Raw genomic sequence first — 24,787 nt, forward strand, 5'->3', positions numbered from 1 at the left:
CGGCTCTGACGGCCCTGACGGGGCGTCGTTGCGGGGAACTGTCGTAGGGCGGGCGGCTGCGGGTGATCCGTGGTTGCTCGCCCCACGCGGCGGTGACCGCACATCGAAACCGCTCATCGAAACCGCACCTCGAAACCGCACATCGAAACGGCACATCGAAACCGCATCTCGAAACAGTCCCGCGCCCCTTTCGGGGCGCTTCACCGGTCCTTAGTTGGTCCCGATCCGCGACAGCAGGTCCACGATCCGAGACTGCACCTCACCGCTCGTGGACCGTTCGGCCAGGAACAGCACCGTCTCGCCCGAGGCCAGGCGGGGCAGGTCGGCCTGGTCGACGGCGGCGGTGTAGACGACGAGCGGGGTGCGGTTGAGCTGCCCGTTCGCGCGCAGCCAGTCCACGATCCCGGCCCGGCGCCGATGCACCTGGAGCAGGTCCATCACGACCAGGTTCGGCCGGAAGTCACCCGCCAGCGCCACCGCGTCGGCATCACTCGCGGCCCGCGCCACCTGCATCCCGCGCCGCTCCAACGTCGCGGTCAGCGCCAGCGCGATCTCCGCGTGCTCCTCGATCAGCAGCACGCGCGGCGGGTGCTGCTCACTGTCCCGCGGCGCCAGCGCCTTGAGCAGCACGGCAGGATCGGCGCCGTACGCCGCCTCCCGCGAGGCCTGTCCGAGGCCCGCGGTCACCATCACCGGCACCTCGGCCGCCACGGCGGCCTGCCGCAGCGACTGCAGCGCGGTCCGCGTGATCGGCCCGGTCAGCGGGTCGACGAACAAGGCGGCAGGGAACGCCGCGATCTGCGCGTCGACCTCCTCGCGCGAGTGCACGATGACCGGACGGTAGCCGCGGTCGCTCAGCGCCTGCTGGGTCGTCACATCCGGCGCGGGCCACACCAGCAGCCGCCGCGGGTTGTCGAGCGGCTCCGGCGGAAGCTCATCGTCCATCGGCTGCGGGCGCGGAGTGTCGGCGACCTCGATGGCCCCGCCCGGCCCGTCCAGCGGCTCGGGTCCCTCGGCGGCGTTCTCGTCCGGTGCGCCTATGGCGTACGACCGTCCGGCCGCCTCGCCCGTCGGCGCCAGCCGTGACTGCCCGGCCGGCGACGGCTGGGGCTGCGGCTGGGACTGCGGTTGCCCGCCGAGCGACTGCTGCGGCTGCGCGGGTACCGGCTGCTCGGTCGGTGGATGCGGCCGCGCCGCCTGCTCCGGCGAAGCGCCGGGCCGCGCGGCGGGGTCGGGCGGCGTACCCAGCTTGCGGCGCCGTCCGCCGCTGGTCTGATGCGGGGGAGGCGTGGCCGACGGCGACGTCGGCTGCTGCACCTGAGCAGCCTGCCGCGTGAACGGCACCCCCTGCCCCAACGTCCGCACACTGATCGCCCGGCCCTGCGTCGAGTTCGGGTCGATGGGGGCGGCCGGGGCACCGGGAGCCGTGGCTTCGGCGGGCAGCGGCTGGGCCGCCCGCTCCGACGGACCGGCCGCACCTGCCGCTTCCGGAGGCAACGGGGTGCCCGGAGCCGGCGTGCCCGAGGCGGGCTGGGGCTGCGCGGGCTGGGTGCCGTTCGGCTTCGGCGGTACGGGGGCGCCAGGCGCGGCCTGCGGGGGCACGGGCGTGCCGGCAGCGACGTTCGCCGGTACGGCAGTCCCGGCGTCCGGGGTGTCATCGGCGGCGGGCCACGGCTGCGGGGCCGGAGTGCCTTGAGCCGGGGTGCCCTGCTCGGGGGCCGCCTCGGCGGGGAGGGGCCCGCTCGGCGCGGCGGGATTCGGCGCGGTGGCCCGGGCGGGCTGGTCCGTAACCGGCGGTGCGGGGTGCTCCGCACCCGGCTGGCCCACGGCCCGTCGGCGACGTCCGGTCGGCGCGCTGGTCGGATGCGGCTGCGGCGGGGTGTGGTCCGCGGCCTGATCGTGCGGCACGGCATCGTGCCGGCCCTCGTCGACAAGAACGTCCCCAGGAGCGCCCTGCCCGGGTACCTGAATTTGCCCGGGTACCTGAACCTGCCCGGGAACCTGAACCTGCGCCTGCACGGGAGCTGGGACCGCACCCGGAGCAGCCACAGGCGCACCCGGCGCGCCAGCCACACCCGGCGTCATGGCCGCGGCCGCGGCCGGCGCCGTAGAGGGAGCCGCAGCCGGCTCACCACCGCCGTGCCCCTCCCCCTTACTGGCAGCAGTCCGGTCCGCCGCGGCGGGCGGCAGCGCGAACACCGGACGGGGCCCCGCCTCCTGCGCCTGCGCGGCACCCCGCTCGGCGGCCGTGGCGAGGGCACGTCGACGCCGTCCGGACGGCTGAGGAGCGTCGCCCGGGCCGGCCGTACCGGACCCGGAAGCCGAAGCCGAAGCGGAGGCGCCGGCCGCGGGCAGGGCGGGCGGCAAGGCGTGCTGCTCGCCGCCGTCCCGCCGGGCGCGCCGGCCGCCGGGAGCGGGCACCCCTTGCGGAGGTACGGTCCCGCCGAGGCCGTTCCCGGTGGCCGCGGCCCCCGCCGCATGTTCGGCGGCCGTGACGACGGCCCCCTCGGAGACGTCGTCGCCGCCGTCCCCGCCGTCCTCGGCAGGTCGTCCGCGCCGCCGTCCGGTACCGCCGGAGGCCTCGCCGCCGGCGTCCGACCCACCCTGGGGCAGTTCCGGAGTGGCGGCTGCCGCACGCCTGCGCCGTCGCCCGGTGGGCGCAGAGCCCTCCGCGTCACCGGAATCGGCGTCGGCACCGGGCGTGTCGCTCTCCAGGAAGGCGTCCACGGAGGACCGCCGGGCCCGCCGCCGCCCGCCGCCGGCACTCTGCTCGGCACCGGTGGCCGCAGCGGCCCCCTCGGTCCCGTCACCGGCCTCAGGCGCGACGCCGTCCGCGGGGGCGGCCGGAACGGCTCCCGCCCCACCCCCGATGGGCACTTCGAGGACGTACGCACTGCCGCTCATCCCCGGCACGTCGTGCGTCTGCAGCACGCCGCCGTGCGCCCGCACGATCCCGCGCACGATCGGCTCGTGCACCGGGTCTCCCCCGGCATACGGCCCGCGCACCTCGATCCGTACGACCTCCCCGCGCTGTGCCGCGGCGACGACGACGGTGTTGTCCATGTAACCGCCCGCCGACACGGGTGAGTTCCCGGTCGCGTCGACCCCTGCGACATCCGCGACGAGATGCGCGAGCGCGGTGGCGAGGCGCTGCGGGTCGACCTCGGCCTCGATGGGCGGCGCGTGCACGGCGAACTGCACCCGGCCCGGCCCGATGAGCTCGACGGCCCCGTCGACACCCGCGGCGACGACGGCGTCGAGCATCACCTTCGTACGGGAGACCTGGCCGGTCCCCGAGTCGAGCTGCTGGTACCCGAGGACGTTGTCGATGAGCGTCGTGATCCGGGAGTAGCCGGCCGACAGGTGATGGAGCACCTGGTTGGCCTCGGGCCACAGCTGCCCGGCGTCGTCGGCGGCGAGCGCAGCCAGTTCGCGGCGGAGTTCGTCGAGGGGGCCCCGGAGAGAGCCGGCGAGCAGCGTCAGCAACTGCTCGTGCCGAGCCGCCAGCGCCTCGTACCGGTCCTTCTCCCGTTCCCCGAGGGCGGCGTACCGCTCCTCGCCGGCGGCGAGCTCCTCGGCGTGCAGCTCCTGGAGCTCCTCGACCTCGCTCACATGCTTCTGCCGCAGGGCGGTCAGCTCCGAGGCGTGCTCCTCGGCGAGCCGTTCCAGCTCCTCGGCGTGCCGCTCCTCGGCGGTGGTCTTCTCCTCGGCGAGGGCGTCGTAGGGCCGACGGTCGGTGAAGGTCATCACGGCGCCGACGAGCTGGTCGCCGTCGCGCACGGGCGCGGTCGTCAGGTCGACGGACACCTCGTCCCCGCCCTTGGACCACAGCACCTGCCCACGCACCCGGTGCTTGCGCCCCGAGCGCAGGGTGTCGGCGAGCGCGGACTCCTCGTACGGGAAGGGCGACCCGTCGACACGGGAGTGCAGGACGAGCGTGTGCAGCTCGCGTCCACCGAGGTCGCTGGCCCGGTAACCCAGTATCTGAGCGGCGGCCGGGTTGACGAGGACGATCCGCCCGTCGGTGTCGGTGCCGACGACACCCTCCGAAGCGGCCCGCAGGATCATCTCGGTCTGCCGCTGCGAACGCGCCAGCTCGGCCTCGGTGTCGACGGTGCCGGTCAGATCACGTACGACGAGCATCAGCAGCTCGTCACCGCCGTAGCCGTATCCGTCGTAGGCCTGTTGCCCGTTTTCGAGGTTCGCGGACGTGACCTCGACGGGGAACTCGCTGCCGTCGGTCCGGCGGGCCATCATCCGGGTCGGCTTGGTCCGGCCCTGCGGGTCCATGTGGTCGGGCCGCCGCATGGACCCCGGGATCAGCTTGGAGTCGAACTGCGGCAGCAGATCGAGCAGCCCCCGCCCCACCAGAGCCGTCCCCGGCGCCTCGAAGGCCTCCAGGGCGATGGTGTTGGCGTTGACGACGGTCCCATTGGCGTTGACCAGCACCAACGCATCGGGAAGCGCGTCGAGTATGGCTGCGAGGCGAGCAGCGCCTCGGGATGGCCTGCTGCTCACGAGACGCTTCCTCCCTGTTACCGCACCTTGCCGACCGCTCGGGCCATCTTGCCAACCGGCCCGCGACGTGTCACGCGAGGGAGTCTAAAGGCTGGGGTTGCGCTCGCGACGTCGGATGAGAGGGAGGTCGCACGACGAAGTGACCCAGAACGTATGTCCGCCTGTGCCGACGTCCTGCCAGCGTCCTTCGGGCTTCGCGAGACCTTCGCGGGACTTTTACGGAGCCGATGCTTCCCCCATGGAACCCCTGTGCGACGGCGTACCGGACCCCCTGCTTCCTGACGTACGGCGCCCCGGTGCTGTCGTGCGGCTACGGCCGTCCCTGCTGCCGCAGGTCGGGAAGGAGCGGCACGAGCCGGTCCCAGCGGTCGATCTCGCACCCGTTGCTGCGGTCGTACCGCGTGTCGACGGGGCGCCCGGCCCAGGTCCCGGTGACACGAGCGGTGGCCGGCCCGCCGTACTGCATGGTGCAGAAGCCGTCCCGCGCCGCCGGGGCGAAGGTGTCCTTGCCCCACCTGCTCCCGCGATCGAGCGCAGCACAGGCGCCGGTGGCGTCGGGGTGGTCGCCGCCGGCCGGGTGGCAGGAGAGCTCATAGGTCCCGTCGGCGGCGCCGCCGGCGTTGCGGACGGTGACGGTGAGGTGGTCGCCGGAGCGGCCGGTCTCTTTCAGCGACGGGGACGCGAGGGGAACCGGCGCGGCCTGGGCGTGCGCGGCGGCGGGCACGACGGATGTGGAACCGGCGGCGACGAGAGAGCCGGCGGCGACGAAGAGCAGCCGGCGAAGGCGCCGGGCCGGGGCGGAACGGTCGACCTGCAACATGACCTGACTAACGCCGCACCCTCGCGTACGTTGCGGCCCCGCCTCTCCCTGCCCGGCGCTCCGCGAAGCACGCCGGGAAGAGCTTTGCCCTGCGGCCTACCCGCCTAGTACCGTGGAGGTCGATTGGTGACAGCACGCTCGACTGTGTCATCATCTGCACGCACCACTCGCGCTCGCGCGGGCGGCTGTGCTGGAGGCGTCGCCTAGTCCGGTCTATGGCGCCGCACTGCTAATGCGGTTTGGGCCTTAAAGCCCATCGAGGGTTCAAATCCCTCCGCCTCCGCGCTAGATCACGAAGCCCCGGTCCCAGGACCGGGGCTTCGGCGTTTTGCGACACCCCTGAGACCCGCCCCGATCAGGCCGTTTCCGCAGGTCACAAGGGGTGCGGCAAACGGATTTCACATGGCGGCGGCAGTCATGTAATGTTCTTCCTGTCGCCGCGAGCGGGCCGGAAGGGCCGGGAGCGGCGAGAAAACAGAACAACAAGCACTCGTAGCTTAACGGATAGAGCATCTGACTACGGATCAGAAGGTTGCAGGTTCGAATCCTGCCGAGTGCACATCAGTTCAAAGGCCCCGGAGAGATCCGGGGCCTTTGGCGTTTTCATGGGTCGGGCCAAGAGGACCGCAGTGCTGGGCGGGCCGGGATCTCGACCCGGAGGAACACCGGGAGCGGCGATCTCGGTGCGGGCCGCTGTGGACAACCCTGTCGCTCAGTCCGTGGGGAAGTAGTCCAAGGGGCAGGAGACAGCGGACGGTTCGGCGGGTTCGACCGGTTCGACGGTGGCGATGTGGCTGCGGTCGTCCGACGCCGCGGGTCTGCGCAGATCCAGGCGTCATCTGAAGTCTCGTGCGCCGGCTCTCCGTTCGTCCGTGTCGGAGTCGGGTCGGGCCTGGCTGGGCGCGTGGTGAGGGGGGTGGTCCGGGGCGAGTTGGGTCAGGGCCTCCGTGAGGTCGTCGCAGGCGTCCTGGAGGGCCTGGAGGGTTTGGTTCCGTTCGGTGATCACTGCTGAGAGCAGGAGGGCCGTCAGGGCCACGGTGCCGTTGAAGGCCTGGAGGATGACCATCTTGGCGAGGAGGTCCTGGCCGGCGAAGGGGCCCGAGCCCACGGCGCCCGCGGTGATCGCGACGATGGATGCGGTCAGGGCGCAGGGGGCGGCGCCGAGGAGCTGGAAGCGGAAGGCCGCCCAGATGAGGAAGGGGACGACCAGGAAGAGGAGGTTGACCGAGCTGTGGGTGGCGACCAGGGTGATCGTCGCCGTGCCGCCCAGCAGGAGCAGGGCCTCCGCGCCGCGCAGCACCGGCGAGCCGCGGGGCAGGCGGGCGGTGCGGGCGGCCAGCAGGAGCGGGGCGATGAACAGGACGCCCATCGCATCGCCCGTCCACCACACCGACCAGGTCGCCCAGAAGTCACCGGCCGGCAGCGCGTCGGCGGCCACCAGGACGCCCGTGCCGATCGTCGAGCTGATCACCATGCCGCCCAGGGCGCCGAGGAAGACCAGTGCGAGGGCGTCCTGCAGTCGGTCCAGAGCGGGGCGGAATCCCGCGCGGCGCAGGAGGAGACAGGCGCAGATCGGGGCGATGGTGTTGCCGGCCGCGATGGCGAGCACGGGGAGGATCGACGGTCCGAGCGTCACGTTCACCACGAACGCCCCGACCGCGACGGCCGGCCACATGCGAAGCCCCCAGAGCATCAGGGCGACGAGTGCGATGCCGGTCGGCGGCCAGAAGGGCGTGACCTGGCCTCGTACCAGTTCCTGTTCGAGACCGAGCTCGGCGCTGCCGTAGTAGGCGGCCGTCACGGCAGCCATGCGCAGGCCCTCGGCGCCGTATCGCCGGAGCGGCGTGCCGGGCGGCAGCGCCGTCATCGCTGCCCACCGCAGCGGTCGTCGTCCCGCTCGTGCATGGCCGTTCACCCTCCGCCGGTCCGCGTGCGCTCCCCGAGGCTGTCGTAGCGAAGCACCAGGACGGCCGCGTCGTCGTTGTGGCCGGTGAGGTCCGCCACCTTGATCACCTGTGCGGCCAGTGCGTCCGGGTCGGTGCAGCAGGCGTCGCCGACCAGGTCGGCCACCTTCTTCATGCCGTCGTCGATCGGGTAGTCGGGGCCTTCCACCACACCGTCGGTGAGCAGCACGAACGCGCCCGCGCCGGTCAGCAGCCGACAGGACGACGGGTAGCGCTCGCCGGCGTGGATGCCCAGGGGCAGGCCGCCGTCGTGCAGGACGATCTCGCAGCGGCCGTCGGCCGAGGCCCAGACGGCCGGGACGTGCCCGGCGCGGGCGTCGCACAGCTCACCGGTGGTCGGGTCGAAGCGCAGGAACGAGCAGGTCACGAACAGCTCGGAGGCCATGGCGACGAGCAGGTCGTTGGTGCGTCCGAGTATCTCCGCGGGGTCCGTGGTGGCGGTCGCGACGGCGCGCAGACAGGTCCGCACCTGCCCCATGTGTGCGGCTGCCTCGACGTCATGGCCCTGTACGTCCCCGATGGCGAAGCCCACCGAGCCGTCCGGCATCAGGAAGCCGTCGTACCAGTCGCCGCCGATGTCCAGCCCGCCCCGCGCCGGCGTGTACCGTCCCGCCGCCTGCAGGCCGGGCAGAGCGGGGAGCTTCGCGGCGAGGACCTGGCGCTGGAGTGCGGCGGCGAGCTCGACGCGCGCCTGCTGGAGCTTGATCTGGTCCATGATCCGGCCCGTGAGGTCCCCGAGCTGCTGCAACAGCTCTCTGGCGGTACCGGCCGATTCGGTGCGGCGGTGGGCCATGGCGTCACACCCCGGTTCTTGCGGAGCGCTTTATGTGGCATACGGCGCATATGAGGCATTGCCTCATATTTGTGGCGCTCTTACGGTACCCCGGCAGCTGGAGGGTTTTCCTGGCCCGGTACCGACCCTGGCAGCCCCAGCAGCTCGGCAGACCCGCCACGTCCAGGAACATCCGCTCCAGCGGGTCCGCCGCCGGCTGCAACGCCTGCTCCGTCCAGATGCACTTCCCCATCGCCGTGTACCGCGTCCCCCACCGCTGCGACAGTGCGGTGACCAGTTGCAGCCCCCGGCCCCCCTCGTCCGTCTCCGTCGCCCGCCGTATGCGCGGCATGGTCAGGCTGCCGTCGAACACCTCGCAGATCAGCTCGAAACGGCCATGGCGGCGTACCTCACCGCGAACCGCGTCGACACGCTCCTCATCGGCGGGCTGACGACGAGCGGCTGCGTGCGCGCCTCCGCGCTGGACGCCATGCAGCACGGGTTCGTCCCGGTCGTCGTCGAGGAGGCGGTCGGCGACCGGGACCCGGACGTCCACGCGGCGAACCTCTTCGACATCCGGCACAAGATCGGCGAGGTGTGGCCCCTGGAACGTGTCACCGGGTACCTGGAGGGCGCGCGGTGGGACTGAGCCAGGGCTCGCGGCGAGGCCGGTGTCAGGTCTTGTCCTGGTCGCGGAGTTCGTCGATGTAGCCCTGCGCGAGGCCCGTTGTCCGGGTGAACCAGTCCGTGAGTACGGCGATCTCGTCGGCGGAGTAGTCGGCGAAGAGGTCGGTCAGGCGGGCGTAGTAGGGGCCGTAGAGGGCCTCGACGCGGGTGACCGCGGACGGGACGGCGGCCACGCGGACGCGGCGGCGGTCGGCCGGGTCGGGGCGGCGGGTGACGAATCCGGCGCGTTCCAGCCGGTTGAGGATGCCGGTCATCGCGCCGGTCGTGACGTGGGCGTGCTCCGCGAGGTCGCCCGCCGTGAGGAGGTTCTCGCCGGCCTTCAGGACGCAGCCGAAACAGAGCAGGTCGGTGATGTTCAGGCCCAGCCGCTGGGCCATCTCCTGCTGGCCGAGCAGGTGGGCCGCGATGAGGGAGTCCATCGCCTCCAGTGCCTGGGCCGGAGTGGCGGCGGGACGCGGCTTGGCTTGCATCTTTTCTGATTGCCTTAGCTCGTGAGAGATTGAGTCGCTAAACTTCTTACATCGTGAGAGATTCGCTGCCTACGAGGAGGGAGCAGGCACATGAGCCAGTATGACGAGGGGCATACGGTCGCAGGGTGGACCGGAACCGCGATCGCGACGATCGGTGCCGCCGTGGTGGGGGCGGGGATATGTACGGTCTCGGCCGTGCTGATCACAGGCGGACTCGGCATCACGGTGGCGAGCGTCCTCGTCACGTGGGCCCTGCACCTCACCGGCTGGGGCAAGCCTCCGGGCGTACGGCCGCGCGATCAGTGGCGGATGGGGGCGCGCGACCTGAGCGCCCGGGCCGGGCACGCGGACTGCTGGGGATGCCGACTGGCGGGACGGGGGCGCGGACGGGCACTGGAACGGGGACGGGCACTGGAGCGGGGTACGGCCGCGGCGACGTCCGAGGCCGTCACTGTCACGGGCGAGCAGGAGCCCGCTGTCGCTGAAGCACGCTGAAGCGCACTGAGGCCGATGGGCCGCTGAACGGGCGTTGTCAGTGCCTGCCTCTACTCTCGAAGAGCGATGGCACAGGCATGGAGATGCAAGGGGCTGCGTTGGTCGGCGGACGGCCCTGAGCTGGTGTGGGACGGTGGCCGGCGCTCAGGGCTGACCTGGGGGAAACGGGTGGCCTTCGGGGTCGCGAAAGGGGGAGTGCGGACATGCGTGGGAGCGCGGGGGCATGCGTGTCCGGTGCGGGCGGTCGTGCCGGGGCGGAGCACGGGGGCGCGGTGCGAGGAGTGCGCGCGGCTGGACCGGGCGCACTCGGTGGCCGCCGACACGATCGCGGACGACCCACGCCCGTACCACGTATATCTGGCCTGGTTCGGCCCCGGGATGACCAAGGTCGGCATCACCGCCCTTGAGCGAGGCCCGGCCCGGCTCCTGGAACAGGGAGCGGTCTGCTTCAGCTGGCTGGGCGCGGGGCCGCTGATGGCGGCACGACGCACGGAGGAACTGCTGCGGGCGGCCCTGCGGGTGCCGGACCGGATTCCGTACGCCGACAAGCGGGCGCTGCGGTCCGCGCTGCCGGCGTCGGCGGCGGAGCGGGCCGCCGAGGTGGCGGACCTGCACGCCCGGGCCGTTGCCCTTCCCGCCTGGCCGGAGTCACTCACCCGCGAGCCCTGCCAACCGGTCGACCACGCCGGGGTGTTCGGGCTCACGGATCTACCGCCCGCCGTCGGGCAGGTGACCGAGCTGGTCGCGGGCGGGGCGGTGAGCGGGCGGCTGGTGGCGGCTGCGGGGCCGGATCTGCATGTGGAGACGGGCGGCGGGGTGGTCGTGGTCGACACGCGGTTGATGACGGGGTGGGAGCTGGTGCCGACGGCCGGAGATGGGGTGGGCGGCGAACTGACCATGCCGGTACGGGAGTTCAGGGAGCGGGAGGCGAGCGTGCAGGACGGGTTGTTCTGACGGCGTCCCCGCGCTGGAAGGGTCGGCTTTGGCAAAGAGTTGGATCCCGTCCGGATCCCTTTCGGTAAGGAGCCTGGACGACGTGCGGCGCCGGGACCGATGGTGACTGACATGAGCGATCACCACATTGCACCTGTCGCGGCCCATGAAATCCCTTACTACGCAGTCGTGTTCACGTCCGTGCGCACCGAGACGGATGCCGGGTACCACGCGACCGCCGAACGCATGGAGAGCTGGTGAAGGAGGTCCCCGGGTTCCTCGGCGAGGACTCGGCACACACGCCGGGCGGCCTGTCCGTGACTGTCGCCTACTTCCGGGACCTCGCCGGCATCGAGCAGTGGCGGACCGACGCGGAGCACCGTGCGGCCACGGCGTACGGTCGTGAGCACTGGTACGAGCGGTACGTCGTGCACATCGCCCGGGTCGAGCGGAGCACCGCGTTCGAGCGCGTCGGCGGGGGCCCGAACTCGCCGTCGGCCAAGGAGTTCCCAGGGGCTCCCTGAGAGCCTCCTGTGCGTTTCTCAGGAAAATCACAGGTTTCAGAAAGCGTGTTCTCAGAGGACCCCGACATGGTGTCCGCTATGACCACGACCTCGCCCCAGGGGCGCACCGAACTGCTGAGGCCGGACGGGAGCCCCGTCCGAGTGCTTGTGGTGGACGACGAGATGTCGATCACCGAACTCCTGTCCATGGCCCTGCGTTACGAGGGCTGGCAGATCCGGAGTGCGGGGGATGGCACCGGTGCCATCCAGACCGCGCGTGACTTCCGGCCCGACGCCGTCGTCCTGGACATGATGCTGCCGGACATGGACGGGCTGGCCGTTCTCGCCCGGCTGCGGCGTGAGTTGCCGGACGTGCCGGTGCTGTTCCTGACGGCCAAGGACGCCGTGGAGGACCGTATCGCCGGGCTCACCGCCGGTGGGGACGACTACGTCACCAAGCCGTTCAGCCTGGAGGAGGTCGTGGCCCGGCTGCGCGGGCTCATCCGGCGTTCCGGCGCCGCCGACCGGCGCTCCGACTCCGTGCTGGTGGTCGGGGACCTCACCCTCGACGAGGACAGCCACGAGGTGTCGCGGGGCGGGGAGAACATCCACCTCACCGCCACCGAGTTCGAGTTGCTGCGCTTCCTCATGCGCAACCCGCGGCGCGTGCTCAGCAAGGCCCAGATACTCGACCGGGTCTGGTCCTACGACTTCGGCGGGCAGGCCAATGTCGTCGAGCTGTACATCTCCTACCTGCGCCGGAAGATCGACGCCGGCCGGGAGCCGATGATCCACACCCGGCGCGGTGCCGGTTACCTGATCAAGCCCGCGGTGTCATGAGCGGGCGACGACGACCGCGTACGCAGAAGAGACGGGCGGGTCAACCGCGCACCCTGCGGACGCGGCTCGTCGTCGCTTCCGTGGTGCTGATCGCCGTGGTTGCCGCGGTGATCGGCACTGTGACCACGCTGGCCCTGCGGTCTCATCTGTACGAGCAGTTGAACGACCGGCTGCGTGAGGTCAGTGGGCGGGCCGCAGGCGCGCCTCCCGGTGGCGACCCCGGCAAGAAAGACGGAGCCGATAAACCCGCACAGACCTTCACCCTCGGCGCGTTCGTCACGCGCGGACCCGAGTCGAAGAACATGGTCGCCGCGAAAGTCCAGAACGGCGTCATCACCGAAGCCAAGGTCAGCAAGGAGTCGTCCGACAGCACCGACTTCAGCGGCATGGATCCCGTTGACCTCACCGAGGCCCAGATCACCGCGCTCAACGCCGTTTCCCAGGACGGCGACGAGCACACCGTCGAGATCCCGGGCCTCGGCGACTACCGCGTCATGTACCGAAGCGGCGACAACGGCAGCTACTACGTGGCAATCCCGACCACGGATGCCGACAAAACCCTCAACACCCTCATCCTCATCGAAGCCAGCGTCACCGCCGCCGCCCTGGTCGCGGCCGGTATCGCCGGCACGGTGATCGTCGGCGTGGCCACCCGCCCCCTGCGCAGGGTCGCCGTCACGGCCACCCGCGTCTCCGAACTCCCCCTCCACACCGGCGAGGTCAACCTCAGCGAACGCGTCCCCGAGACGGAGACCGACCCGCACACCGAGGTCGGCCAGGTCGGGGCCGCGCTCAACCGGATGCTGGACCACGTCCACGGCGCCCTGCACTCCCGCCAGCAGAGCGAGATGCGGGTGCGGCAGTTCGTGGCCGACGCCAGCCATGAGCTGAGGACGCCGCTCGCCTCCATCCGCGGGTACGCCGAGCTGACCAGACGCGGCAGAGAGGAGGTCGGCCCCGACACCCGGCACGCGCTCGGCCGTATCGAGTCCGAGGCCGGGCGCATGACGCTCCTCGTCGAGGATCTCCTCCTGCTCGCCCGGCTGGACGCCGGACGGCCCCTGCAGTTCGAGCAGACCGACCTCATCCCGCTCGTCGTGGACACCATCAGCGACGCCCGCGCGGCCGGCATGGACCACAACTGGCGCCTCGACCTGCCCGACGAGCCCGCGCTCGTGTCGGCGGACGCGGCGCGCCTGCAACAGGTCCTCGTCAACCTGCTCGGCAACGCCCGCAACCACACCCCACCGGGTACGACCGTCACCGCCCGTGTGCAGCGGCGCGGCCCGTGGCTGTGCGTGGACGTCGAGGACAACGGCCAGGGCATCCCGTCCGATCTGCTCCCGCACGTCTTCGAGAGGTTCGCGCGCGGTGACTCCGCGCGCTCCCGTGCCACCGGCTCCACGGGCCTGGGCCTCGCGATCGTGCAGGCCGTGGCGACCGCGCACGGCGGTGCCGTGACCGTCGACAGCGTGCCCGGGCGGACCGTCTTCACGGTGCATCTGCCCGCGCTCCGCACGCCGCCGAGCCCCGAAATGAGCTGGCAACAGCACTCACAGGCACAGCACAGTGCCACCACATGGGCCCAACAGGGCGCCTGACAAAAGTCGGTGTCATGCGAACCGACTCTTCTCCCGGCACCCTGCCGGCGCGGGAGCACCTCCCGGCCGGCGACGCCGGTACGCCTGTTCTGGACGTAGTGATCCCCGTCTACAACGAGGAGAAGGACCTCCAGCCGTGTGTGCTGAGAGTGCATGATCACCTCAAGCGCACCTTCCCGTACGCGTTCCGCATCACGATCGCGGACAACGCGTCGACGGACACCACCCCCCAGGTGTCCCGACGGCTGGAGGCGGAGATCCCGGAGGTCAAGGCCTTCCGGCTGGAGCAGAAGGGCCGCGGCCGGGCGCTGCGGACCGTCTGGTCGTCCTCGGAGGCCCCGATCCTCGCCTACATGGACGTGGACCTGTCCACCGACCTCAACGCCCTGCTGCCGCTGGTGGCACCGCTGATCTCCGGTCACTCGGATCTGGCGATCGGCTCCCGGCTCAGCCGGAGTGCGCGGGTGGTGCGCGGAGCCAAGCGGGAGTTCATCAGCCGCACGTACAACCTCATCCTGCGCGGCTCGCTCCAGGCCCGTTTCTCGGACGCGCAGTGCGGCTTCAAGGCGATACGCCGCGATGTCGCCCAGCTGCTGCTGCCGCTGATCGAGGACACCGGCTGGTTCTTCGACACCGAGATGCTGGTGCTCGCCGAGCGCGCGGGCCTGCGGATCCACGAGGTGCCGGTCGACTGGGTCGACGACCCCAACTCGACGGTGCGCATCGTGAAGACGGCGACCGACGACCTCAAGGGCGTGTGGCGGGTGGGCAGAGCCCTGGCGACCGGCTCGCTGTCGCTGGACCGGCTCACCCGTCCCTTCGGCGACGACCCGCGCGACCGCGAGATCAAGGACGTACCCAAGGGCCTGGCCCGTCAGCTCGTCGGCTTCTGTGTCGTCGGCGGCCTGTCCACCCTCTTCTACCTCCTCCTCTACAGCGGCTTCCGCGTCTTCACCGGCTCGCAGATCGCCAACGCGCTCGCCCTGCTGGTCTCCGCGATCGCCAACACGGCGGCCAACCGGCGCCTCACCTTCGGGGTGCGCGGCCGGGGCGGTGCCGTCCGGCACCAGGCGCAGGGCCTGGTCGTCTTCGGGATCGGACTCGCCCTGACCAGCGGTTCGCTGGCCGCCCTGAACGCGGCCAGCAGCGACCCCGGCCACTCGACCGAACTCGCCGTCCTGATCGCCGCCAACCTCGCGGCGACCGTGCTGCGCTTCCTGCTCTTCAGGGCGTGGGTGTTCCCGGACCGACGCGACGCCGACGCGACGCTGGGCGCCCCGTACACCCCGGCCCACACCCCGGCCCACACCCCGGCCCACACCCCGGCCCACACCCCGTCCTCCCCGACCTACTCCACGGTGGGCGCCGACTCCACGGCGCAGCCCGGCCACCACGGCCCGCTCCCACAGCGCCCGGTCACCCGGAGCGCTCCCCACCACCCGTTCGACACCACTCAGTTCCGCGCCGGTGAAGTCGCGGACGGCAGCTGGCGGGACGCCACCATGCAGGTGCAGCCGGTGCGCCCGCACGACACCGATTCCAGGGACCTGCGATGACCGTTCACTACGACCAGCAGACCTACGACCAGGGCAGAGACGCGGACCCCGCCACCTGGGGCCCTCCGCCGCCGCCCCCGTCCGCGGCACCGGCGCCCGAGGCCGGTGAACCCGAGCAGCCCTTTGTACGACGGCTGTGGCGCGGACGTCCCGAGGACCCGCGCTGGGCCCGCCCGGCCTTCCTGGGCCTCCTCCTCGCCACCCTCGTCCTCTACCTCTACAACCTGAGTGCCTCCGGCTACGCCAACTCCTTCTACTCGGCGGCCGTCCAGGCGGGCAGCCAGTCCTGGAAGGCGTTCTTCTTCGGCTCGCTGGACGCGGCCAACGCCATCACCGTCGACAAGCCCCCGGCCTCCCTGTGGCCGATGGCCCTGTCGGTCCGCCTCCTCGGCCTCCACTCCTGGGCGATCCTGCTCCCCGAGGTCCTGATGGGCGTCGGCACGGTGGCCGTGGTGTACGCGGCCGTGCGCCGCCGGTTCAGCCCCGCGGCCGGCCTGATCTCGGGCGCGGTGCTGGCGCTCACACCCGTCGCGGCGCTGATGTTCCGGTTCAACAACCCGGACGCGATGCTGGCCCTGCTGATGGCCGTGGCCTGCTACTTCGTCATCCGGGGCCTGGAGGACGGCCGTACGAAGTGGCTTGTGTGGGCCGGCGTCGCGATCGGTTTCGCGTTCCTCGCCAAGACCCTGCAGGCCTTCCTGGTCCTGCCGCCGCTCGCGCTCGTGTACGCGGTCTGCGCGCCGGTGTCGGTGAAGAAGCGGATCGGTCAGCTCGCCGCGGGCCTCGCGGCGATCGTGGTCTCCGGCGGCTGGTGGGTCGCGATCGTCGAACTGTGGCCCGCGTCCTCCCGCCCCTACATCGGCGGCTCGCAGAACAACTCCTTCCTTGAACTGACCTTCGGCTACAACGGCCTCGGCCGGCTCAACGGCGACGAGACCGGCAGCGTCGGCGGGGGCGGTGGCGGCGGCAACGGCGGCGGCAACTGGGGCGAGACCGGCTGGGACCGTCTCTTCAGTTCCAGCATCGGCGGCCAGATCTCCTGGCTGATCCCGGCCGCGCTGATCCTGCTGATCGCGGGCCTGGTGGCCACGGGCAAGACACGTCGTACGTCGGTGACGCGCGGGTCGTTCCTGGTCTGGGGCGGCGCCCTGATCACGACCATGCTGGTCTTCAGCTACATGCAGGGCATCTTCCACGAGTACTACACGGTGGCCCTCGCCCCCTACATCGCCCCGCTGATCGGCATGGGAGCGGCGCTGCTCTGGGAGAAGCGCGACAAGGCGTGGGCGTCGCTGACCCTGGCCGCCGCGATGACGGCCACCGCGGTCTGGGGCTACGTCCTGCTCAACCGCTCCTCCGACTATCTGCCCTGGCTGAAGTGGGTCGTGCTGGTCGGCGGTCTGGCCGCGGCGCTGGGCCTGGTCTTCGCCTCGAAGCTCGGACGTCAACTCACCATGGCGGTCGTCGGTTTGGGCCTCGTCGCGGCGCTGGCCAGTCCGACGGCGTACACCCTCACCACGGTGAACGAGGGCCACACCGGCTCGATCGTCACGGCGGGCCCAGCGGTCGCGGGCGGCCGTGGCGGTGGCCCCGGCGGTGGCGGCATGGGCGGCGGCCCCGGCGGTGGCGGCATGCCCGGCCAGAACCAGCAGGGACAGCAGGGCCAGGGCCAAGGTCAGGGCCAGCAGGGTGGCCAGAACCAGCAGAACGGCAACGGCTTCCCGGGCGGCGGTATGCCGGGCCAGGGCCGGCAGAACGGCAATGGCAACACCCAGGGCCAGAACCAGCAGCAGGGCGGCCCCGGCGGCCGGACCGGTGACGGCGGCGGCATGGGCGGCGGCATGGGCGGCCTGCTCAACGGCGCCGGCGTCAGCGACGAGGCCAAGGACCTGCTGGAGAAGAACGCGAGCGACTACACCTGGGTGGCCGCGGCCATCGGCGCCCAGAACGCCGCGAGCTATCAGCTCTCCACCGGCGACCCGGTCATGGCGATCGGCGGCTTCAACGGCACCGACCCGTCCCCGACGCTGGCGGAGTTCAAGAAGTACGTGACCGAAGGAAAGATCCACTACTTCATCTCCAGCGGCTCCGGCGGCGGCATGGGCGGCAGCAGCAGCGGCACGTCCTCGCAGATCACCGAGTGGGTCGAGGCCAACTTCAAGCAGGTGACGGCCGGCTCGTCGACGTTCTACGACCTGACGCAGCAGACCGGCAGCTGACGGTTCTCGAAGAGGAAGGGCGTACGGCCGCCGAGGCCGTACGCCCTTCCGGCGTTCCAGGGCGGCGGAAATTCGCGTTGTACGGTGTATGGGATCTGTTCTACGGTGTACAGCATGACGACGTCCCCCCAGGAACAGGCCCCGGCCGAGCCACAGCCCGCGGCGCAGGGCGGCCACCCGCAGCGGTGGCTGATCCTCGGTGTCCTGTGCGTCGCGGTGCTCACCGTGGTGCTCGACAACACCGTCCTGAACGTGGCCATCCCCTCGCTCACCCGCGAACTGGGTGCGGCCACCTCCGACATCCAGTGGATGATCAACGCCTACTCGCTCGTGCAGTCGGGTCTGCTCCTGACGGCGGGCAGCGCCGCCGACCGCTACGGCCGCAAGAAGATGCTGGCCGCGGGCCTGGCCCTGTTCGGCGTGGGCTCGCTCGTGGCCGGCCTCGCCGACTCCACGGGCCAGCTGATCGCGGCCCGCGCCGGCATGGGCGTCGGCGGCGCCCTGCTGATGACCACCGTCCTGGCCGTGGCCATACAGATCTTCACGCCGGAGGAACAGCCGAAGGCGATCGGCATCTGGGCCGCGGTGAACTCGCTGGGCTTCGCGGCGGGTCCGCTGCTCGGCGGCTTCATGCTGAACCACTTCTGGTGGGGCGCGATCTTCCTGATCAACATCCCGGTGGCGGTGCTCGCCCTGGTGGCCGTCGTGATGCTGGTCCCGGAGTCGAAGAACCCGCAGGGAGACCGCCCCGACCTGCTCGGCGCCGTGCTCTCCACGATCGGCATGGCCTCCCTGGTGTACGCGATCATCTCCGGGCCCGAACACGGCTGGGTGTCGGGCCGCGTCCTGATGACGGCGGCCGTGGCCGTCGTTGTGCTGGTCGCCTTCGCGTACTGGGAGAGCCGGATCCCGTACCCCATGATCGACATGCACTTCTTCCGGAACCGGCAGTTCACAGGGGCGGTCTCGGGCGGAATCCTCATCACCTTCGGCATGGGCGGGTCGCTCTTCCTGCTCACCCAGCACATGCAGTTCGTGCTCGGCTACGAGCCCCTGGAGGCCGGGCTGCGCACAGCCCCGCTCGCCCTGATGATCGTGGCGCTGAACTTCACCGGCGTGGCGGCGAAGTGGTCGGCCCGACTGGGTAACCCGCTCGCCATCGGGCTCGGCATGGCGGTCATGGCGGCCGGCCTGGCCTCCATCGCCACGATGGCCTCCGGCGGTTACGCCGGCACGCTGCTGGGGCTGGTCCTCATCGGCACCGGTGCCGCGGTCGCCAGTCCGGCGATGTCACACGCCATCATGAGCGCGATTCCGCCGGAGAAGGCCGGGGTCGGCGGCGGGATCAACGGGACGGTGGCGGAGTTCGGCACGGGGCTCGGGGTCGCCGTGCTGGGGGCGCTGCTCAATTCGCGGTTCGCGGCGTTGATTCCGGTGGCGGCGACGTCCCTGCCGGCGGCGCTGTCCATGGCGGACGGCGAGGCCGAGAAGGGGCGGATCCTGGACGCGTTCTCGTCCGGGCTGGAGAGCAGTCTGTTGGTGGGGGCGGCGGCTGTGCTGCTCGGGGGGTTGGTCGCGTGGGCGTTGCTTCGGCGTGCTGAGCGGGCAGAGTTCGCCTGAGAGCTCGGGACGCAGGGGCTGTGGGGCGCGACTGCCGGTTCGTTGTGGCTGATCGCGCCCACGCGGCGGAGCCGCGAATAGACACAGCCCCGCGCCCCTATGGGGGCGTTGCCGCCTAGCATCTTGATCAGTGTCGGAGTCGAGGAAGGTGCGCCATGGTGAGGGCAGCCGGGCAGTCCGCGCGGACCAGCGTCTGGCTTGAGGGCAAGGAACGTCGTGGCGGACGGGGCGGCGGGCAGCCCTCCGGCCTCGACCGGGACCGGATCACCGAGGTGACCATACGGCTGCTGGACGCGGACGGGCTGGCCAAGTTCTCCATGCGACGCCTGGCCGCCGAGCTGAACGTGACCGCGATGTCCGTGTACTGGTACGTCGACACCAAGGACGACCTCCTCGAACTCGCCCTGGACGCCGCGTTCGGTGAGCTGACCCTGCCCGACCCGGAGACCGACGAGGACTGGCGGGACCAACTGCGCGCGCTGGCCCGCGAGTACCGCGGCCTGCTGGTCCGGCACCCGTGGCTGTCGCCGCTGATCGGCACGTATGTCAACATCGGCCCGAACAGCCTCGCCTTCTCCCGCCTGGTCCAGCGGATCATCCGCAGGACCGGCCTCCCGGCACACGGCCTGGTCGCGGCCATCTCCGCCGTCTTCCAGTTCGTGTACGGCTTCGGGACGATCGAGGGCCATTTCATCGCCCGCAGCGCGGCGTTCGGCATGACCCCCGACGACTACTTCCAGCACGCCATGAGCACGGTCACCCAGGCCCCGGAGGCCGCCGACATCGTCCAGGAGTCCGCGGAGCTCATGGAGGCGCGGGGCGGCGACACGGTGCAGGAGATGTGGGAGCGGGACTTCGGCTTCGCCCTGGACCTTCTGGTGGCGGGCATCGAGGCCATGGTGGCGCGAAGCGCCCCACAGCCTCCTGCCTCCCAGCCCCCTGCCCCTTAGGCGCCGCCCTCGACGAGCCGCGCAGGAAACCCACCCGTCGCCACCGGCCCCCACTTCTCCGGCGTGACCCGAATGATCGACTTCCCCTGCTTCAGCATCGCCGACCGGTACTCGTCCCAGTCCGGATGCTCCCCGGCGATGTTGCGGTAGTACTCGACGAGCGGCTCCACCGACTCCGGCGAGTCGATGACCTCGGCGGAACCGTCGATCTGCACCCACGGCCCGTTCCAGTCGTCGCTCAGCACGAGCAGGCTGACCCGCTGGTCCCGCTTGGCGTTGCGCGTCTTGGCCCGCTCGGGGTAAGTGGACACCACGATCCGCCCCGAGTCGTCCACCCCGCAGGTCAGCGGCGAGGCCTGCGCGCTGCCGTCGGCCCGCCGGGTCAGCAGGATGGCGCGGTGACGGGGCCGTACGAAGTCGAGCAGTTCTTCGAGCGAAACGCGCGTGTTGGTCGCGATGTTCGGTGCCATGGGGTCAGCGTAGGGGCCGGCCGGCCCTCTCAGCCTGACCCTGGCGTGCCTACCCTTGCGGCAGGGATTCCCCCTGGACCGCCTGGATGTCCAGCTCGACCTTGAGCGTCGTACCGATGGCCGCGATCCCCGCCTGCACGACCTGGTTGTAGTTCATGGCGAAGTCGTCCCGGTGCAGTTCGGTCGTCGCCCGGAACGCCGCCCGTGTGCCGCCCCAGGGGTCGGCGCCCGTGCCGAGGTAGGCGAGGTCCAGGTCCACCGGCCGTACGACACCGTGCATGGTGAGCTCGCCGTGCACCGTCCAGCGGTCGGTGCCCGCGGCAGCCGTGACCCCCGTGGAGCGGTACGTGATCTCGGGGAACTTCTCCACATCCAGGAAGTCCGGCGACTTCAGGTGCCCGTCCCGCATGCCGTTCCCCGTGTCGATCGAGTCGGCCCGGATCACCGCCTCGACCCGCGACTTGGTCACATCGTCCGGCGCGATCTCGATCGAGCCCCCGAACTCCGTGAACCGCCCGTGCACGCTGGAGATGCCGAGGTGCTGGGCGACGGCGGCCACGCTGGAGTGGACCGGGTCGACCGTCCACGGCCCGGGCGGCGGCAGTTCCGTGCCGCCCTGCCGGGCCAGCGTCACCGTGCCGACCTCGGCCCGGCCGCTCGCGGTGACGATCGCGCTCGCGGCGGCGGGGGCGTAGCCGACGGCGGTGACGATGACGGTGTACGCCCCCGGGGCCAGCGGGTTCGCGTCCCGTACGGCCCCTTCCGCGTCCGCCTCCAGCCGCAGCACCTGCGTTCCGGTCATGTCCGTCACCGTGACGACCGCGTGCGACACGGCCCAACCGTCCCGGGTACGGATCCTCGCGGTCAGTCCCATCTCACGTACTCCTCAGAAGGTCTCAAAAAGAACCGGCCCGCGGCGGCGGCGCACCTCCGCTCAGAGCGCGCCGCCACCACGGGCCGGGGTTCGGCTACTCGCCGGGGTGGGCGAGCGCGATGTCGTGGTCGTCGGCTCCGCGGCCGGTGACCGTCAGGGCCGTCGCCACCGGCGGGTAGCCCGTCGCGATGACCGTGTACTCGCCGCCGTCGAGGTCGGTGAAGGCGTACGCCCCGTCCGGCCCGGTGGTGGCACTGCCCACGACGTTGCCCGCGGCGTCCACCAGCGTGACGCGCGCGTCGGCCAGCGGACCGTGCGGCGCCCGTACGACGCCCTGGACCTGGGCACCTGCCTCCAGGTCGACCTCGACCCGGGTGACCCCGGTGCCGCCGATCTCGACGGGTAGGGCGCGCGGCCGGTATCCGGCGGCGTTCACCGCGACGGTCACGGCACCCGGGACCAGCTCGGCGAAGCTGAACTCGCCCTGCTCGCCGGTGGCTGCGGTGGCCAGCAGATCGCCGCGCACGTCGGTGACGATCACCATCGCGTCCTTGACGGCCAGCGCGCTCCCCGCGGCCCGGACCACACCGGTCAGCCCGCTGGTGCCGCTGAGCAGAATGTCGTACGCCATCGCCTCGTCACCGTTGACGACGATCGTGGAGGCCTGCGGCTGGAAGCCGTCGGCGGAGGCGATCAGGACGTACGAGCCCGCGCCGGGCGCGTCGACCGCGTACGAGCCGTCGCCCTGTGCCACCGAGCGGCCCAGCTGGCGTCCGGCCAGGGAGATCAGCGTGACGGCGGCCTGAGGCACCGGCGCACTCTCCGCGCCCCGCACGAAGCCGTGGACCGGGACGCCGCCGGACGACGCACCGCCGGTCTCCTCGGCACGCGCCACCGTGGCGACGGCGGCGAGCTTCCGGGTGCCGTCGGGATCGGCTTCCGTGTCCGACGAGGCGGAGGCGGCGGCCCAGCTCGGGACCCGCTCCTGCGCGGCGGCCGGCGCGGCGGCCTCGGCGGGCTCCGGCGTCGCGGGCTCGGCGGCCTGGGCCAGTGCGCCCTTGGTCTTCAACGGGACCTCCTTGATGAACAGGGCGAACAGGAGGGCGAGGAAGGCGATCGGCGCGGCGTACAGGAACACGTCCGCGACGCCGTGGCCGTACGCGCTCTCGATGACCGTGCGCACCGGCCCCGGCAGCGCGTCGAGGTCGGGGATCTCGCCGTGGCCGGACGAGCCGCCCTGGACGCCGAGCTTGGTCATGCCCTCCTCGGCGTAGTGGGTGATGCGGTGACTGAGGACCGCGCCGAGGGCCGAGACGCCCATGGCGCCGCCGAGGGAGCGGAAGAAGTTCACGACCGAGCTGGCGACGCCCAGGTCGCTCGGGGCCACCTGGTTCTGGGTCGCCAGGACCAGGTTCTGCATCATCATGCCGACGCCGAGACCCAGCAGGGCCATGAAGATCGCGACATGCCAGTACTCGGTGTCGTAGCGGATCGTGCCCAGCAGCCCGAGGCCCGCCGTCACCAGCACACCGCCGGCGAGCAGCCACGCCTTCCAGCGGCCGGTGCGGGTGATGACCTGGCCGGAGACGGTCGACGAGACGAACAGGCCGACGATCATCGGGATCGTCAGGACACCGGACATGGTCGGCGACTCGTTGCGGGCCAGCTGGAAGTACTGGCTGAAGAAGATCGTGCCCGCGAACATCGCGATGCCGACGAAGAGGGACGCCAGCGAGGCGAGCGTGATGGTGCGGTTGCGGAACAGGCGCAGCGGGACGATCGGCTCGCTCGCCTTGGACTCGACGAGGACGAAGATCAGCAGCAGCGCGAGCGCGCCGCCGGTCATCGCGTAGGTCTGCCAGGACAGCCAGTCGTACTTGTCACCGGCGAAGGTCACCCAGACCAGCAGCAGGCAGACCGCGGCGGTGATGAAGAAGGCGCCGGCCCAGTCGACCTTGACCTTCCGGCGGACGACCGGGAGGTGCAGGGTGCGCTGCAGCACGATCAGGGCGACGACGGCGAAGGGCACGCCGACGTAGAAGCACCAGCGCCAGCCGAGCCAGTCGGTGTCGGTGATGACGCCGCCGATCAGCGGGCCGCCGACCATCGCGGTCGCGAAGGTGGCGCCGAGGTAGCCGTTGTACCGGCCGCGCTCACGCGGGGAGATCATCGCGGCCAGGATGATCTGGGCCAGCGAGGACAGACCGCCCATGCCGATGCCCTGCACCGCGCGGAACGTGATGAGCATGGCCGGGTTCTGCGACAGACCGGCCAGGGCGGAGCCGGCCACAAAGATCACGAGGGCCAGCTGTATGAGGAGCTTCTTGGAGAAGAGGTCGGCGAGCTTGCCCCACAGCGGGGTGGACGCGGTCATCGCCAGCAGCGACGCGGTGACCACCCAGGTGTAGGCGCTCTGGCCGCCGCCGAGGTCCTTGATGATGTCGGGCAGGGCGTTGGAGACGATCGTCGACGACAGGATCGCGACGAACATGCCGAGCAGCAGCCCGGTCAGTGCCTCCATGATCTGCCGGTGCGACATCGGGGCGCCGTCGGCGGAGGCACCTGCTGAGTGCTTGGCGTGCGCCCGCACACCGGCTGGTGTGGTCGTTGCCATGAAATTCCTTTTCCTACTGGGTGATCGCGGGTGTACGGGGGGACTCGTCGAAGGACGACCTCAGCCGCGCCATGAGCCGGGTGAGCTGGGCGACCTCGTCATCGGTCCAGTCGCTCAGGCGCTCGGCGAGCATCTGCGTGGTGCACCGCGAAAGGCGGTCCACCTGTGCCAGGCCCTCGGGCGTCAGGCGCAGGATGCGTGAACGCTTGTCCGCCGGGTCGGCGGACCGTTCGATCCAGCCGCGCTCCACGATGTGGGCGACATGGCGACTGGTGACCGACATGTCCACGGCCAGCAACTCCGCGAGCTTGCTCATGCGCATGTCGCCGTGGCGGTTCAGCAAGGTCAGGACGGCGGCGGAACCGGCGGGACAGTCGGACGGCAGGACCCGCCCCATCTCCCGCTTCACGGCGCCGAAGGCGCTGAACTGACGGACCAGCTCCTCGTACTGCGCCTGCTCGGCCATCACACCTCCGTCGTTTGTTGCTTAGGGCAACCATAGAAGCCATTGGTTGCTACAGGCAAACAAAGTGAGGCGGCTGGCCGCAAAAACTTGGCAAAGGCAAGTATTGCGACCGTAAATGTGCAGGTCGGGTGGGTCCTGTGACCCCCTGTGCAGGGCGGCAGCCCCCACTTGGGCCGAACGCGCGAATTCGCTAGGGTCTCAGGCCATGGCTAACACCCAGGGCCCCCAGGGCAACCAGGACCCCGCAGGCAACACCCAGATGTTCCGCGCGTTCGTCGACGAGGGCCCGCAGGGCGGTCGGCAGCAGGCGGCTTCGAGCGGTCCCCGCATCGGCCTGATCGTCGGCGTGATCGCCGCCGTGGTGATCGTCGCGGCGGTCGCCTGGCTGGCACTCAAGTAGATCTACGGCCCCTGC

At 71.3% G+C, this 24,787-nt stretch carries 21 protein-coding genes, 2 tRNA genes and 1 pseudogene; 14 read left to right on the top strand and 10 right to left on the bottom strand.

The genetic code is table 11. The features are described from left to right. Nucleotides 1-210 precede the first annotated feature (210 nt). Both ACZ7L5_RS16235 and ACZ7L5_RS16240 read right to left on the bottom strand, forming a co-directional pair. The gene (locus ACZ7L5_RS16235; RefSeq protein WP_471517161.1) at nt 211-4,518 is read right to left on the bottom strand and encodes a hybrid sensor histidine kinase/response regulator; all 4,308 of its coding nucleotides are present in this window, start codon (nt 4,516-4,518) and stop codon (nt 211-213) included. A 310-nt stretch (nt 4,519-4,828) separates the two neighbouring features. Continuing rightward, a complete protein-coding gene (locus ACZ7L5_RS16240) occupies nt 4,829-5,338 on the bottom strand; it encodes an SSI family serine proteinase inhibitor (RefSeq protein ID WP_471517163.1) in 510 nt (169 codons plus the stop codon). A gap of 192 nt (nt 5,339-5,530) precedes the next feature. Here ACZ7L5_RS16240 and ACZ7L5_RS16245 point away from each other — a divergent pair. Both ACZ7L5_RS16245 and ACZ7L5_RS16250 read left to right on the top strand, forming a co-directional pair. Further along, a tRNA-Ser gene (locus ACZ7L5_RS16245) sits at nt 5,531-5,621 on the top strand. Nucleotides 5,622-5,824: 203 nt separating this feature from the next. Continuing rightward, a tRNA-Arg gene (locus ACZ7L5_RS16250) sits at nt 5,825-5,897 on the top strand. Between the two features lie 276 nt (nt 5,898-6,173). Here ACZ7L5_RS16250 and ACZ7L5_RS16255 read toward each other — a convergent pair. The 3 genes and pseudogenes from ACZ7L5_RS16255 to ACZ7L5_RS16265 all read right to left on the bottom strand — a co-directional run. Further along, nucleotides 6,174-7,205, bottom strand: coding sequence for an MASE1 domain-containing protein (locus tag ACZ7L5_RS16255; protein WP_471517165.1), 1,032 nt, complete (start codon nt 7,203-7,205; stop codon nt 6,174-6,176). A 44-nt stretch (nt 7,206-7,249) separates the two neighbouring features. Further along, nucleotides 7,250-8,095, bottom strand: coding sequence for a PP2C family protein-serine/threonine phosphatase (locus tag ACZ7L5_RS16260; protein WP_471517167.1), 846 nt, complete (start codon nt 8,093-8,095; stop codon nt 7,250-7,252). 4 nt (nt 8,096-8,099) lie between these two features. Beyond that, a pseudogene (locus tag ACZ7L5_RS16265) lies at nt 8,100-8,522 on the bottom strand (ATP-binding protein); the annotation flags it as partial. On the opposite strand from ACZ7L5_RS16265, the gene ACZ7L5_RS16270 reads away from it, so the two are divergent. After that, entirely contained in the window at nt 8,472-8,723 is a 252-nt protein-coding gene (locus tag ACZ7L5_RS16270; RefSeq protein ID WP_471517169.1) for an isochorismatase family protein, read from the top strand. The pseudogene ACZ7L5_RS16265 and the gene ACZ7L5_RS16270 overlap by 51 nt on opposite strands. A gap of 25 nt (nt 8,724-8,748) precedes the next feature. On the opposite strand, the gene ACZ7L5_RS16275 is transcribed toward ACZ7L5_RS16270, so the two are convergent. Continuing rightward, a complete protein-coding gene (locus tag ACZ7L5_RS16275; protein WP_471517171.1) occupies nt 8,749-9,231 on the bottom strand; it encodes a MarR family winged helix-turn-helix transcriptional regulator in 483 nt (160 codons plus the stop codon). A 90-nt stretch (nt 9,232-9,321) separates the two neighbouring features. Here ACZ7L5_RS16275 and ACZ7L5_RS16280 point away from each other — a divergent pair, with 90 nt between their 5' ends. From ACZ7L5_RS16280 to ACZ7L5_RS16325, 10 genes are all read left to right on the top strand, one after another. Beyond that, nucleotides 9,322-9,726, top strand: coding sequence for an HGxxPAAW family protein (locus ACZ7L5_RS16280; RefSeq protein WP_471517173.1), 405 nt, complete (start codon nt 9,322-9,324; stop codon nt 9,724-9,726). A 66-nt stretch (nt 9,727-9,792) separates the two neighbouring features. Continuing rightward, a complete protein-coding gene (locus ACZ7L5_RS16285) occupies nt 9,793-10,680 on the top strand; it encodes a DUF2797 domain-containing protein (protein WP_471517175.1) in 888 nt (295 codons plus the stop codon). Nucleotides 10,681-10,791: 111 nt separating this feature from the next. Then, entirely contained in the window at nt 10,792-10,920 is a 129-nt protein-coding gene (locus tag ACZ7L5_RS16290) for a hypothetical protein (RefSeq protein ID WP_471517177.1), read from the top strand. After that, a complete protein-coding gene (locus ACZ7L5_RS16295) occupies nt 10,917-11,183 on the top strand; it encodes an antibiotic biosynthesis monooxygenase family protein (protein ID WP_471517178.1) in 267 nt (88 codons plus the stop codon). The genes ACZ7L5_RS16290 and ACZ7L5_RS16295 overlap by 4 nt, the downstream gene beginning before the upstream one ends. 78 nt (nt 11,184-11,261) lie before the next feature. After that, entirely contained in the window at nt 11,262-12,002 is a 741-nt protein-coding gene (locus ACZ7L5_RS16300) for a response regulator transcription factor (RefSeq protein ID WP_471517180.1), read from the top strand. Next, entirely contained in the window at nt 11,999-13,603 is a 1,605-nt protein-coding gene (locus ACZ7L5_RS16305; RefSeq protein WP_471517182.1) for an ATP-binding protein, read from the top strand. The genes ACZ7L5_RS16300 and ACZ7L5_RS16305 overlap by 4 nt, the downstream gene beginning before the upstream one ends. Nucleotides 13,604-13,617: 14 nt before the next feature. Next, nucleotides 13,618-15,159 carry a bifunctional glycosyltransferase family 2/GtrA family protein gene (locus ACZ7L5_RS16310; RefSeq protein ID WP_471517184.1) on the top strand — a complete coding sequence of 514 codons (1,542 nt, stop codon included), beginning with the start codon at nt 13,618-13,620 and terminating at the stop codon, nt 15,157-15,159. Next, entirely contained in the window at nt 15,156-17,378 is a 2,223-nt protein-coding gene (locus tag ACZ7L5_RS16315; protein ID WP_471517186.1) for an ArnT family glycosyltransferase, read from the top strand. Before ACZ7L5_RS16310 ends, ACZ7L5_RS16315 begins: the two co-directional genes overlap by 4 nt. Before the next feature lie 114 nt (nt 17,379-17,492). Then, entirely contained in the window at nt 17,493-18,998 is a 1,506-nt protein-coding gene (locus tag ACZ7L5_RS16320) for an MFS transporter (RefSeq protein WP_471517188.1), read from the top strand. Between the two features lie 155 nt (nt 18,999-19,153). Next, the gene (locus tag ACZ7L5_RS16325; protein WP_471517190.1) at nt 19,154-19,948 is read left to right on the top strand and encodes a TetR/AcrR family transcriptional regulator; all 795 of its coding nucleotides are present in this window, start codon (nt 19,154-19,156) and stop codon (nt 19,946-19,948) included. On the opposite strand, the gene ACZ7L5_RS16330 is transcribed toward ACZ7L5_RS16325, so the two are convergent. From ACZ7L5_RS16330 to ACZ7L5_RS16345, 4 genes are all read right to left on the bottom strand, one after another. After that, complete coding sequence (locus ACZ7L5_RS16330) at nt 19,945-20,418, bottom strand: PPOX class F420-dependent oxidoreductase (RefSeq protein ID WP_467476846.1); 474 nt, start codon at nt 20,416-20,418, stop codon at nt 19,945-19,947. The genes ACZ7L5_RS16325 and ACZ7L5_RS16330 overlap by 4 nt on opposite strands. A gap of 49 nt (nt 20,419-20,467) precedes the next feature. Continuing rightward, nucleotides 20,468-21,292 carry a YceI family protein gene (locus ACZ7L5_RS16335; RefSeq protein ID WP_471517192.1) on the bottom strand — a complete coding sequence of 275 codons (825 nt, stop codon included), beginning with the start codon at nt 21,290-21,292 and terminating at the stop codon, nt 20,468-20,470. 94 nt (nt 21,293-21,386) lie between these two features. Further along, the gene (locus ACZ7L5_RS16340; RefSeq protein WP_471517368.1) at nt 21,387-23,831 is read right to left on the bottom strand and encodes an MFS transporter; all 2,445 of its coding nucleotides are present in this window, start codon (nt 23,829-23,831) and stop codon (nt 21,387-21,389) included. Nucleotides 23,832-23,919: 88 nt separating this feature from the next. Continuing rightward, the gene (locus tag ACZ7L5_RS16345) at nt 23,920-24,372 is read right to left on the bottom strand and encodes a MarR family winged helix-turn-helix transcriptional regulator (RefSeq protein WP_362387024.1); all 453 of its coding nucleotides are present in this window, start codon (nt 24,370-24,372) and stop codon (nt 23,920-23,922) included. Between the two features lie 205 nt (nt 24,373-24,577). On the opposite strand from ACZ7L5_RS16345, the gene ACZ7L5_RS16350 reads away from it, so the two are divergent. Then, complete coding sequence (locus ACZ7L5_RS16350) at nt 24,578-24,772, top strand: hypothetical protein (protein WP_471517194.1); 195 nt, start codon at nt 24,578-24,580, stop codon at nt 24,770-24,772. Nucleotides 24,773-24,787 lie beyond the last annotated feature (15 nt).

The sequence above is a fragment of the Streptomyces sp. NPDC107528 genome (assembly GCF_055639295.1).

Excerpts from the sequence above, each read along its gene's own strand:
- ACZ7L5_RS16280 (WP_471517173.1), top strand. The coding sequence starts at position 9,322 with ATGAGCCAGTATGACGAGGGGCATACGGTCGCAGGGTGGACCGGAACC.
- ACZ7L5_RS16305 (WP_471517182.1), top strand. The coding sequence starts at position 11,999 with ATGAGCGGGCGACGACGACCGCGTACGCAGAAGAGACGGGCGGGTCAA.
- ACZ7L5_RS16340 (WP_471517368.1), bottom strand. The coding sequence starts at position 23,831 with ATGTCGCACCGGCAGATCATGGAGGCACTGACCGGGCTGCTGCTCGGC.
- ACZ7L5_RS16275 (WP_471517171.1), bottom strand. The coding sequence starts at position 9,231 with ATGCAAGCCAAGCCGCGTCCCGCCGCCACTCCGGCCCAGGCACTGGAG.
- ACZ7L5_RS16325 (WP_471517190.1), top strand. The coding sequence starts at position 19,154 with ATGGTGAGGGCAGCCGGGCAGTCCGCGCGGACCAGCGTCTGGCTTGAG.
- ACZ7L5_RS16300 (WP_471517180.1), top strand. The coding sequence starts at position 11,262 with ATGACCACGACCTCGCCCCAGGGGCGCACCGAACTGCTGAGGCCGGAC.
- ACZ7L5_RS16335 (WP_471517192.1), bottom strand. The coding sequence starts at position 21,292 with ATGGGACTGACCGCGAGGATCCGTACCCGGGACGGTTGGGCCGTGTCG.
- ACZ7L5_RS16260 (WP_471517167.1), bottom strand. The coding sequence starts at position 8,095 with ATGGCCCACCGCCGCACCGAATCGGCCGGTACCGCCAGAGAGCTGTTG.
- ACZ7L5_RS16255 (WP_471517165.1), bottom strand. The coding sequence starts at position 7,205 with ATGACGGCGCTGCCGCCCGGCACGCCGCTCCGGCGATACGGCGCCGAG.
- ACZ7L5_RS16270 (WP_471517169.1), top strand. The coding sequence starts at position 8,472 with ATGGCGGCGTACCTCACCGCGAACCGCGTCGACACGCTCCTCATCGGC.
- ACZ7L5_RS16290 (WP_471517177.1), top strand. The coding sequence starts at position 10,792 with ATGAGCGATCACCACATTGCACCTGTCGCGGCCCATGAAATCCCTTAC.
- ACZ7L5_RS16315 (WP_471517186.1), top strand. The coding sequence starts at position 15,156 with ATGACCGTTCACTACGACCAGCAGACCTACGACCAGGGCAGAGACGCG.
- ACZ7L5_RS16330 (WP_467476846.1), bottom strand. The coding sequence starts at position 20,418 with ATGGCACCGAACATCGCGACCAACACGCGCGTTTCGCTCGAAGAACTG.
- ACZ7L5_RS16320 (WP_471517188.1), top strand. The coding sequence starts at position 17,493 with ATGACGACGTCCCCCCAGGAACAGGCCCCGGCCGAGCCACAGCCCGCG.
- ACZ7L5_RS16345 (WP_362387024.1), bottom strand. The coding sequence starts at position 24,372 with ATGGCCGAGCAGGCGCAGTACGAGGAGCTGGTCCGTCAGTTCAGCGCC.
- ACZ7L5_RS16240 (WP_471517163.1), bottom strand. The coding sequence starts at position 5,338 with ATGTTGCAGGTCGACCGTTCCGCCCCGGCCCGGCGCCTTCGCCGGCTG.
- ACZ7L5_RS16285 (WP_471517175.1), top strand. The coding sequence starts at position 9,793 with ATGGCACAGGCATGGAGATGCAAGGGGCTGCGTTGGTCGGCGGACGGC.
- ACZ7L5_RS16350 (WP_471517194.1), top strand. The coding sequence starts at position 24,578 with ATGGCTAACACCCAGGGCCCCCAGGGCAACCAGGACCCCGCAGGCAAC.
- ACZ7L5_RS16310 (WP_471517184.1), top strand. The coding sequence starts at position 13,618 with ATGCGAACCGACTCTTCTCCCGGCACCCTGCCGGCGCGGGAGCACCTC.